At 53.1% G+C, this 10,017-nt stretch carries 10 protein-coding genes; 2 read left to right on the top strand and 8 right to left on the bottom strand.

The window, feature by feature from the left end; translation table 11 throughout:
- Nucleotides 1–264: 264 nt before the first annotated feature.
- The 5 genes from SR858_RS03765 to SR858_RS03785 form a co-directional block, all read right to left on the bottom strand.
- The gene (locus tag SR858_RS03765; protein ID WP_051120343.1) at nucleotides 265–1,128 is read right to left on the bottom strand and encodes a DUF4231 domain-containing protein; all 864 of its coding nucleotides are present in this window, start codon (nucleotides 1,126–1,128) and stop codon (nucleotides 265–267) included.
- Nucleotides 1,125–1,550, bottom strand: coding sequence for a TIR domain-containing protein (locus SR858_RS03770; RefSeq protein WP_322534606.1), 426 nt, complete (start codon nucleotides 1,548–1,550; stop codon nucleotides 1,125–1,127). Before SR858_RS03770 ends, SR858_RS03765 begins: the two co-directional genes overlap by 4 nt.
- Nucleotides 1,551–1,595: 45 nt before the next feature.
- Complete coding sequence (locus SR858_RS03775; RefSeq protein WP_084670053.1) at nucleotides 1,596–2,633, bottom strand: toll/interleukin-1 receptor domain-containing protein; 1,038 nt, start codon at nucleotides 2,631–2,633, stop codon at nucleotides 1,596–1,598.
- A gap of 201 nt (nucleotides 2,634–2,834) precedes the next feature.
- On the bottom strand, nucleotides 2,835–3,614 hold the full coding sequence (locus tag SR858_RS03780) for a DUF1883 domain-containing protein (RefSeq protein ID WP_051120342.1): 780 nt from the start codon (nucleotides 3,612–3,614) through the stop codon (nucleotides 2,835–2,837).
- 726 nt (nucleotides 3,615–4,340) lie between these two features.
- Complete coding sequence (locus SR858_RS03785; protein WP_154819975.1) at nucleotides 4,341–4,580, bottom strand: hypothetical protein; 240 nt, start codon at nucleotides 4,578–4,580, stop codon at nucleotides 4,341–4,343.
- 254 nt (nucleotides 4,581–4,834) lie between these two features.
- Here SR858_RS03785 and SR858_RS03790 point away from each other — a divergent pair, with 254 nt between their 5' ends.
- Nucleotides 4,835–5,686, top strand: coding sequence for an N-acyl homoserine lactonase family protein (locus SR858_RS03790; RefSeq protein WP_019923072.1), 852 nt, complete (start codon nucleotides 4,835–4,837; stop codon nucleotides 5,684–5,686).
- A 1-nt stretch (nucleotide 5,687) separates the two neighbouring features.
- Here SR858_RS03790 and SR858_RS03795 read toward each other — a convergent pair whose 3' ends face one another.
- The gene (locus SR858_RS03795; protein ID WP_019923071.1) at nucleotides 5,688–6,590 is read right to left on the bottom strand and encodes a LysR family transcriptional regulator; all 903 of its coding nucleotides are present in this window, start codon (nucleotides 6,588–6,590) and stop codon (nucleotides 5,688–5,690) included.
- 39 nt (nucleotides 6,591–6,629) lie between these two features.
- The gene (locus SR858_RS03800) at nucleotides 6,630–7,217 is read right to left on the bottom strand and encodes a hypothetical protein (protein ID WP_154819974.1); all 588 of its coding nucleotides are present in this window, start codon (nucleotides 7,215–7,217) and stop codon (nucleotides 6,630–6,632) included.
- Between the two features lie 72 nt (nucleotides 7,218–7,289).
- Here SR858_RS03800 and SR858_RS03805 point away from each other — a divergent pair, with 72 nt between their 5' ends.
- The gene (locus SR858_RS03805; protein WP_019923069.1) at nucleotides 7,290–8,327 is read left to right on the top strand and encodes an alpha/beta hydrolase family protein; all 1,038 of its coding nucleotides are present in this window, start codon (nucleotides 7,290–7,292) and stop codon (nucleotides 8,325–8,327) included.
- A gap of 13 nt (nucleotides 8,328–8,340) precedes the next feature.
- Here SR858_RS03805 and SR858_RS03810 read toward each other — a convergent pair whose 3' ends face one another.
- A complete protein-coding gene (locus SR858_RS03810) occupies nucleotides 8,341–9,921 on the bottom strand; it encodes a methyl-accepting chemotaxis protein (RefSeq protein ID WP_019923068.1) in 1,581 nt (526 codons plus the stop codon).
- Nucleotides 9,922–10,017 lie beyond the last annotated feature (96 nt).

The raw sequence follows: 10,017 nt of genomic DNA on the forward strand, positions 1-10,017 counted from the left end.
CTGGCCACCCACATCCGTCACAACCGGGGCGTGCACCGCTCCGGCGCGCTTGTATAGAACCTCGTCGACAGCGATCGCCCGCAATCTAGTCTCTGTCTGAGGTGGTTTTCGAATTTTTCAGGCCGGACTCGGTATCGACGGGGACAACGTCGCGAGATCCCGGCGGAGTTCGGAAACTGGCCCAAACCCAACGGGGCGAGGAAAACTAAAACATTTAAACGCTGCATCTATAAATTTAAAGCTCTATTTTTCATGAAATCTTTTTCATTGGTCTTGTCTTGCAACCCACTGTGTATGCTCTCGCGAAAATGCATTTTCAGCATCTCCCACGAATTTTGAAAATTCATCTTCTCCCATGGGATTTCCGGATTGTTGTCTTATCAAGCTAATTTCATGTGCCGTTAAAGCATAGGAAATGGAAAGTTCTTGGAATTTCTTTGCTTGTATCCAGCTTAAAAGGCCAGCCGCTACGGTCACAAAAACATCAGTCGGCCAAAAAAGAGCTTTAGGAAAAGCAATCTTGGCAATCGCAAAACAAATAGCGAGCAATATCACCAGTATCAAAAAAGCGAAATAGCGCTTTACTTTTCTTTTATTAATTGCAGATTTAGAAGCATACCAAGATTGCTGTTCAACAATTCTATTTTCTCTGTAGAATCTCTGACGCTCATCAAGTGGGGTTTTTCGTAATCTTTCCATCTCATCAGAAACCTGTACATCAGCAAGATGGCTCACTAACAATCCAGCAACATCCTTGTTTTGTTCTAGAATCGATTTAAGTCTCAATTTAAAGTTATGCTGATCAGCAACATCTACTCCATTAAACGGCTCAGCACGACATACATATCGCCAAGTAATAGTTTTTACTGATTCAGCAACCGCTCGTGCTGAATACCAATGACGATCAGGACGTACGAAATAAAGATAAACAGCACACCCTAATGCGCCTAAAAGAACTATTGCTTGAAAAATAGCAAAGCCAGGCTCCGAAGAGTTCAATACAGAAATAGCGGATGCAATAGCTAACAGCGCCATATGCGAAAAGAACGCATAGAAAAAAGCATCTTGGGACTGCTTAGAAAGATCGGAAGCAGATTGATGCAAAGCCGGATAATCTTCCTGGTTCATTTATTTCTTTCATAATATAATTTCCAAATTCCGTCAACTACGTATTGTTTACTCCATCCTACGCGTGCATTAGCATTCCTAAGAACCACATCAGAATTCCTTTCCTGAGCCCAAGGCGTTACCGCAAGTATAGGTTTTCCATATTCCTTAGCTCCCATTATTTCTTCGCCAATCCATCTACTATGACTAGAATACATGCCACTCGGAATAAAAATAGCATGGGACTTGGCAATTTGATTATATATTGCATTTTTCAACATAACGATAATGGTAAAATTATGAATTGGGTCGTCTTTTGGAATAGAGTAATTTCGGAATTCCAGCAATGCCTGGCCGAAATTCCAATGTTCTTCAAAAACCCAGTTGGCCAGAGTTGAGTAGTGACTAGAATACGACCAAGAATGGCTAACAAAAACGTGAATCTAGCAAGTGCTAATGATTATGTCCTAAATTCTCTCAAAAATGTTTTAACTATTTTGTATTGATTTTTCCAATATATACATATCGTATCTTTCCAAGGCGTGCATTAGGATTTTTGGTAATTCACGCATGAGAAAAAAATCTTCCTCTGTATCAAAAAACTGCTCCAAGAATGGAGCGCGACCATTGAACATCACCAAATCGTGGAACTCCTTGAATAAATTTTTTCGGGCAGAAGAATTTTTATTATTCTGAAAGCGTGTAAGAATGGAATTGCCTTCTTCATATAACCAAGGCATTGAATCACGAAAAAAAGATAATCCAATTCTAATTCCCATGGCTGGATTTCTTGCGCTTAAAATCATCTCTTCCATCATGCCTGGATGAATGCGACGGCGGCTTTTTCTTCTGGGGCCGTCATTTCGCTCAATTCTTGATGGAAGATCCTGAAACATTATTTTGATTTCCTCAAAAAGCTTCGCAGATGAATTTTCAATTTCATCTAAATTATTTTTTTCAGAATCAGATGTGCCTGATAAATTTTTATTGGTTGAAATTAAAATTGCTTCAACTGTTTTTTTGAATTTTCCAACTTGAAACTTAATAGTATCTCTATCTGGTTCAGACCCTGGAATTCTGTTCACTAATTGGAAAACGAGTTTAGTTAACGATTCTTCATCATCCCCACAGTTTTGAAATTGCGCGAAGGGGCCGGTAGAAGCAGATTTTAACTCTACTCCTAAGGCAACCCCTAAAATTGGAGTGTCCAATTTCCCCTTAGCCATGCCCGCCTCAAATAAAATCCACGGCCTGTTAATACTGCGTTCTGTAAGCAAGCAGACGACGTCGGATGCGGCTTGAATACTCCGTATAATTTCAGGATACCATTCAATGCCATACTCAATTCCTTGATTGCCTCGCCTATCTGAAGTCCTAAAAGACTTAAGTACGCCGGCGCTAACGCTTTTTAACAAGTTGCTGAATGCTTCAGCTAGTTCAGCATCTCTTGTGTCATGACTAATAAAAACTAGCGGATTAACCGCTTTACCTGCCGAAGAATCAAGAACATTACTCTCTTGGATCATCTATTTCCTCATAATTTTTTATGGAAGAGTATGCCTTAAAATCACTTTATAATAAAGAGCGCCAAAGCCTAAAACAAATAATTTTGCCTTAAAAGAAGAATAATAATTTAGTGAATTAAAGATAAAATATTTTAAATAAAATAAAATAATAGTTATAGTAAATAATATTATTTTATATTGTGAAATTTCTGTGCCTCATAATTAAAGACTACCCGGCAGACGAGGCTGAAGTAATTCTGCGATCTCCCCAGCAATCTCTTCTATAGTGTGTGTAGCCGTGCTTCGAGCCACTTTGTCGGCCAATGATGGACTGAAATCCATTACCTGTTGCTTGGTAATGTTATGCCAAATCGGTAGTAAAACCTGCTCTCCTGACACTGTTCTTGTCACGATCCCATCCAGTTCATAATTTGTCCATCCTTTCTTTATGAAAGAAGGAGATAGGACTACAAGCCCGACTCGGCTGGTAGCCAGGCCTTTGTCGATCTTCTGGCGCAAACTATCCCCAATGCGTAACGTCATTTCGTCATACCAAACATTCAATCCGTGTGCGATTAAAGCACTAGCTAAGGGCCTTACGAATTCGTCCTTATCCTCCGATGAATGGGAAATAAAGACATCATGCGTCTCCCCGCCAGACTCAGCCGGCGTTGGGACATCATCACGCACAAGGCTTGGAATTTCCCTTAATGGTCTTTCTTGAATATCTGGCAGAACACCTGGTAAAACTCGTACAGAAGCCCTTGTAGTTCCATGTAATCCTTGCATATCAACTGCTACATACCAATGACCTGAGCTTGTAGTCTGCAGTCGTATTGGAGAACGTTTGGCCAATCCACCAATGTATCGATGCTGGCGCCCCGCCTTATAACTGGAAAAATCCGAACTCGTCATCAATCTCACGTTGGCACCACTAGTAAGTGTTACCTCAACAATTTCACCACGCTTGAGGTTTCCTAAGTCAAATTTCAAAAAATTCATACCGTCCTCAATGTATTCAAAATCGCCGGTTCATATAACAAAAACAAACGTCACTTGCTCCAATGCGGCTTCGCTGCACTGCTCGATCATCACGCAATACAGCAGCCGCCGCTTTAGCAGCCTTAGCTGAAGTCACGTTTAGTTGGAGCAACCTGAGAGTGCGTGCTGCCGGTGCTAGCCTTAGAACTTGCACTAGTAGAATTGCTGTGCGGAACCTTCGATGCACTATTTGCTGCTTTGGAACCCGCTACTTTGTTCGACATGTTTCACTCCGATAATGGGTGTTGCCGTGAAAGGGATGGTACGAGGAGATTGTAACTCAATTTCGCTGTGTTTTTGTACAGCCAAATATCTTCTTGTACATCTTGTGCCCGTACGCAGGGCACCCGTAACATAATTCTGGCCAAATATAGTTTATGTCACGCGATGTGAGCTAAAACGAAAAAATTTGAACTTCCCCCCTGCCCCCGAGTCCAACGCCCAAGCAGCTCGGAAATTGGCCGCGTTCAATTGCTCCAGAGCACGCCGGGAACCATACTGGCGAACAAGAGTCCGCATGAGGGACAAGCGAGGGACATTTGGTCTCTGGGAGAGGTGCGCCATAGCGGAATGTGATTCCGGCAAGCGCATGAGAAATGAGCAATAAATTGAGTCAAGACGTTAAAAAACCCGCTTTTTATACAGGAAGCGGGTTTTTAGACGTCTCGAAATACTCTCGTGGCTGATCTACACACGACTTTCTGGATCAGCCCGCCGTTCGGGTGGTTCGCCTTCCTCGAAGCCGGCGACGAATAGCATCAGCACGTCGCTGGCCACTTTTTCCTGTCCTGCTTCGAGCAAATCGTTGGCGATCTTGGTCAGATCGGCCGGGCTGGCAGCGGCATGCAGCGTGTCGATGGCATGTCTCGTCACCTTGCCAAGCTCGAACGCCAGTTCGGCGATCATGGTCTTTTCTGGGCTACTCATTCTTACTCTTTCGTTTTGGGCGCGGTGGTCCGCGTGGTGGGCTGTTGCAGGTTGATGCACCCGCTCGACTCAGCATAGCAGCTTGCCGTCCGGGTTCTTCACACCCTTCACACCCTTCACGCCCGTACCGCGCACTGTTTCCCCTGAAGCGACAGAGCGTCGCTGCACAGGTGGTTTATCCGGGACCGCGGCGCGGCGATACTGCCGCATCGGTTTCCGACACTTCCCCCTTACGCTTCTTCAGGAGAACAGACATGCAACGCTTACTTTCCGGACTCATCTTTTCCGCCCTCGCACTGTCCGCCACCGCGCCGTCGCAGGCCGCTGCGCCCGACGTCAAAATGTACCGGCTCGACTGCGGCCACATGACGCTGGGCGACAAAACGGTGTTCTCGGACGCCGGCCTGTACAAGGGGCAATCGCAGGACATCGTCATGTCGTGCTACCTGATCAAGCACGGGGAGGACTGGGTGCTGTGGGATGCCGGTTTGCCGAAAAAGTACCTGGCCGGTCCGGTCGTGGAAGGCACGTTTAAAACCAGGCTTGACCGCACGATCGTCGATCAGCTGGGCGACCTCGGCTTGCGCGCCGACGACATCGATTATGTCGCCGTGTCGCATGCGCACTTCGACCATTCCGGCCAGGTCAATGATTTTCCGAAGGCGACCCTGATCATCCAGCGCAGCGAACTCGAGGCCATGGCCGATACCGAAAACGCGACCGCGCATTACATGGACGCCGGCTTGTTCAGCGCCCACCTGGCAGGTAACAGGCGCGAACGCGTGCGGGTGATCGACGGCGATGTCGACCTGTTTGGCGACGGCACGCTCAAGACGATCCAGACCCCGGGCCACACCCCGGGGAGCATGGCGCTGTTGCTCAAGCTCGGCAACGCCGGCTACTACGTGCTGTCCGGCGACCAGTGGCATTTCACGGAAAACTATCGTCGTCAGCAAGTGCCCACCTGGAACTACGACCATCACCAGACCATTGGGTCCGGCAAAAAACTCGATGACGTGATCGCGGCTCATCACGCCACGCTGGTGATCCAGCACGAACCTGCCGACAATCGGAAACTGCCGACCTTGCCGCGTTTCCTCGACTGAGTTACCGCTGCAGCGTCGCCACCAGGTGGTCGAGCACTACCCGGGTTTTCGCCGTCATCTTGCGGCCCACCGGTATCAGGGCGTGGACCGGTGGCGCTGCGACGTCCGCCTGCGGCAGCACATGCACCAGGCGACCGCTGGCTACCAGCGGGGCGGCAAAGCCGTCGATCAGCTGCGCGACGCCGAAGTCGCAGGCCGCCGCTTCCACCAGCGTGTGACCGTCCGCCATGATCATCACGGGGGCGGGCGCCAGTTCGCGCTGCACGCCGTTGTCGTTCACGGACCAGCCATGCAGCTGCCCAGAGGTACTGCGAAACAGCACGGCGTCGTGCGCGTGCAGGTCGGCGACCGCGGTGATGGCAGGGCGCTGCTGCAAATACGCTGGCGAGGCGTACAGGCCCATGTGCAGGTCGCAGATCTTCCTCACGGTCATGTCGCTGTCGGCCGGAAGATGGCCGATCCGTACCACGAGATCCCAGCCGTCACCCACCGGGTCGGACCGGCGGTCGCTGAGCGACAGTTCCACGATCACCTTCGGATATCGCGCGCGCAGCGCACCGAGGGTGGGCAACACCACGCGTCCAAAGCCGGCAGGCAGGTCGACGCGCACGCGTCCCACCGGCTCTGCGCGATTGATCGCCAGCGCCTGTTCTGCGTCGCGCAGGTGCTCGAGCGCGGCGCGCGCGGCAGCCAGGTAGATCTGGCCATCCTCGGTGATGTGTACGGCGCGCGTGGTGCGCTGGAACAGCAGGGTGGCCAGGTGTTTTTCCAGCCGCTGGATGGCCTTGCCGACGCTCGATTTGTTGGTGCCCAGCCGCTCGGCGGCCAGCGTAAAGCTGCCTGTCTGCGCCACGGCGACGAACGCGGTGATGTCCTGCAGCGAGGCGCCGGTGATTTCCTGCATGGTGACTCCGGTGGCGACAAAAGGTCGCAGTCTGCCACACTAGTCAGGCAGGATGTAATTGAGCAGCACCAAGCACCAGAATATGGCGCCGCCAATGATCCACGCGTAATTGGCTGCAGTGAAGTGAGTGTTGCTATTGCCATCGGGATCGTCGCAACTGGCATTGATTTTTTCCTGCGCAGTCGTGTAGAGCAACAACAGGGGAGCCAGGATGATCAGTGACAGCGTGTCCGTATAAGGAGAGCCGATCTCACGATAGGCGAGGCGATCCAGGAGTTGCGAAGCAATCATCAACACCACGAGCTGCGTGGCATGCTTGCCGCTTTCCCATGCTTCCACTGCGGGTTTGTCACGTCCCAGGGCCTTCACTTCCCGGAACAGGGAGTGAACAAAAAAGACCGCAAAAAATGCTCGTGCTATCGGCCAGAGATCTTCCCTATCCTTATCGTGACTTGCCCATTGGCTCTTGTAGCAAGCCCAGTTCCTGTAATACCAGTACAAGCTGTAGAGTCCTAACGTTGCGACAAATAAGACGGAAAATTTTTTGATCGAGACAACATAAAATATCTGTCCGACCCGGGTTGCTGCGGCCGGATTCCGGTTGTCAGTAAGTGCTTCCTGATTCATGTAGCATCCAAAATAGTAATAGCCTTCTTCGTGAATACGCTAAGATTGCCAACAGGATATCATCTTGCATATATGAAATACACAGTCGATAAGCATTTCTTCAAATATTGCGCACAGGCCGCCTGCGCCAGCGTGCTGCTGGCCTGCACGGTACTGTGGGGCGCCGCAAGCACTGCTACCGCTGCCGTCAAGGAAGAACAGTTCGACTTCAAGACCTTCTCGTTCGCGCGGATCACCTTGCAGGACAGTGACAGCGCTCCGGTGCGCTACTACCTCTCCAAACCGGCGCACAAGGCGCCGCTGGTCCTGTATATCCAGGGTTCGGGCTGCGTTGCGCCATTCTCCGGGCTGGGCACGCCCAACCGGTACTCGAACATCTATTCGTGGATACCGCTCGCTGCCGACAAGCGCTACGCCGTCATGGCCGTCGAGAAGCCATTCCAGTCGGAAGAGCCACAGCAGGGTGATCCCGGTTCGGCAGTCGGCTGCGCCGGCGATTTCAATCGCCACTTTTCCTACGACACGTGGCTGGCCACGCTCAAGCAGGCGGTGCGCCACGCATTGGCACGGCCCGACGTCGACGCGCGGCGTGTGCTGGTGATCGGGATGTCGGAAGGCGCGCCCATGGCCGCCGGACTGGCGCGTGAACTGGCCGAGGTGACGGACGTGGTGCTGATCGCTGCCAACGGACCGACCCAGCTTTACGACTTCGCCGCCAACATCTATCGCTCGAACGCCAGCGACGAGGACAAGCTCAAACAGCTGCAGGAGCTGGACCGGACCTACGGTGCGATCGCCGCCGATCCGACGAGCACCAGCAAGTTCGCCTGGGGCCACCCGTACCTGCGCTGGAGCAGTTTCTTTGCGCAGTCCACGGCGGAGAACCTGGCCCACTCGAAGGCGCGCGTGTACCTGGCCAGCGGCATGCAGGACGACAGCGTGCCGATCCTGTCCACCGAAGTGCTGTACGCGCAGCTGCGCACCCAGGGCCGGGATGTGACGTTCCGCCGCATTCCATTGGCCGGACATCAGCTGGTGCCCGCAGGCCGGCCGGTGCCGGAGGCGCAGCCCGAATACGACGCCTTCATGGCGTGGTTCGAACGGCGCTGACGGACCAGGCGCCTTACTGCAGCAGGGCTACCTTGCGCTCGGCCTTGTCCAGGTGGAAGCGCAGCACCAGCTGCGCCAGCATGCTGGCCTGGTCCTGCATGCTGGCCGAGGCGGATGCCGCTTCTTCCACCAGCGCGGCATTCTGCTGGGTCACCGCGTCCATCTCGGTGATGGCCTGGTTGACATGGCCGATGCCGATGCTCTGTTCGTGCGAGGCGGCGGTGATCGCGGTCATGATGGTGGTCACGCGCGAGACGCTGGCCACGATCTGGTCCATGGTGGCGCCAGCTTCGGCCACCAGGTCGCTGCCCACCTTGATGCTGTCGACCGAGTCGCCGATCAGGGTCTTGATTTCCTTGGCGGCGGCCGCGCTGCGCTGCGCCAGGTTGCGCACTTCGCTGGCGACCACCGCGAAGCCGCGTCCCTGTTCGCCGGCGCGGGCCGCTTCCACGGCCGCGTTCAAGGCCAGGATATTGGTCTGGAACGCGATGCCATCGATCACGCTGATGATATCGACGATGCGCGTGGCCGAGCTGTTGATGGCGTCCATGGTCTGCACGACCCTGGCGACCACTTCGCCGCCCTTGCCGGCCACGCTGGCCGCCGAGATCACCATCTCGTTGGCTTGCTGGGCGTTGACGGCGTTCTGGTTGACCGTCGCGGTCAGCTCTTCCATCGAGGCGGCAGTCTGTTCGAGCGAGCTGGCTTGCGACTCGGTGCGGGCCGACAGGTCCATATTGCCGCTGGCGATTTCGGACGAGGCGAGGGCGATGGTGTCGGCGCTGCGGCGGATGTCGCCGATGGTGCTGGCGAGCTGGGTTTGCATGCTCTTCATGCCGAAGAAGATGCTGCTGTCGTCGCGTGCGTCGACATGGATCGGCACGCTGAAGTCGCCGCTGGCGATGCGGCCGGCCGCTTCGCGCACCAGCGCCGGTTCGCCGCCGATGGTTTGGCGCAGGCTCTGGTTGATGCGGGTGACGATAAAGCCCAGCAGCAGCGTCACGCCCAATAACACGCTGCCCGATTGCAGCAGTTCGGCCTTGAAGGCGCGGTCGATGTCGTCCATGTACACGCCGGTGATCAGGTCCCAGCCCCACGGGCCGTAGCGGTCCACGCGGCCGGTCTTCGGCAGCGGCTCCTTGCCGCCCGGGCGCGGCCACACGTAGCGCACATAGCCGGAACCGGCGGTGCTGGCGCCAGCGGCGGCGATTTCGCGGTACAGGTAATAGTTGTTGATGTCCTTGAAGCCGCTCATGTCTTTGCCGTTGTTTTGCGGCGCGAACGGATTCATCAGCGAGATCATGTCCTTGCTGGCGATGGCGGTGTAGCCGTCTTCGCCGAAACGCAGCGAACGCACAACGTCGATGGCGCGGCGCTGGGCTTCTTCTTTCGTGATCTGGCCTGCGGTGACCTGCGCATCAAAATGCTTGACGATGCTCAGGCCCACCTGGTTGACGTTGGTGAGATCCTTCTGGCGCTCCTCCATGCGCAGATCGCGCGTCTGGATCGCGCCGTGGACAAAAATGACAAAGATGCAGAGCAGACTCAGTATCAGGGGCAGCCATAGTTTTTGCTTGAACGATAAATTCTTCATTGATTATATTTTTTGTACATATTGAGGAAAAGTAATAGTAATTGAATATTTCTTGTTGGAAAAGTAATTTCCATGTGGAATTTATTAATTAGAGGG

It is taken from the genome of Duganella zoogloeoides (assembly GCF_034479515.1).
Taxonomy (GTDB): Bacteria; Pseudomonadota; Gammaproteobacteria; order Burkholderiales; family Burkholderiaceae_D; genus Rugamonas; species Rugamonas zoogloeoides.

Bases quoted from the DNA above. Each gene is read 5' to 3' on its own strand.
- SR858_RS03765 (WP_051120343.1), bottom strand. From the start codon at position 1,128: ATGAACCAGGAAGATTATCCGGCTTTGCATCAATCTGCTTCCGATCTT.
- SR858_RS03775 (WP_084670053.1), bottom strand. From the start codon at position 2,633: ATGATCCAAGAGAGTAATGTTCTTGATTCTTCGGCAGGTAAAGCGGTT.
- SR858_RS03780 (WP_051120342.1), bottom strand. From the start codon at position 3,614: ATGAATTTTTTGAAATTTGACTTAGGAAACCTCAAGCGTGGTGAAATT.
- SR858_RS03785 (WP_154819975.1), bottom strand. From the start codon at position 4,580: ATGAGTAGCCCAGAAAAGACCATGATCGCCGAACTGGCGTTCGAGCTT.
- SR858_RS03790 (WP_019923072.1), top strand. From the start codon at position 4,835: ATGCAACGCTTACTTTCCGGACTCATCTTTTCCGCCCTCGCACTGTCC.
- SR858_RS03795 (WP_019923071.1), bottom strand. From the start codon at position 6,590: ATGCAGGAAATCACCGGCGCCTCGCTGCAGGACATCACCGCGTTCGTC.
- SR858_RS03800 (WP_154819974.1), bottom strand. From the start codon at position 7,217: ATGAATCAGGAAGCACTTACTGACAACCGGAATCCGGCCGCAGCAACC.
- SR858_RS03805 (WP_019923069.1), top strand. From the start codon at position 7,290: ATGAAATACACAGTCGATAAGCATTTCTTCAAATATTGCGCACAGGCC.
- SR858_RS03810 (WP_019923068.1), bottom strand. From the start codon at position 9,921: ATGAAGAATTTATCGTTCAAGCAAAAACTATGGCTGCCCCTGATACTG.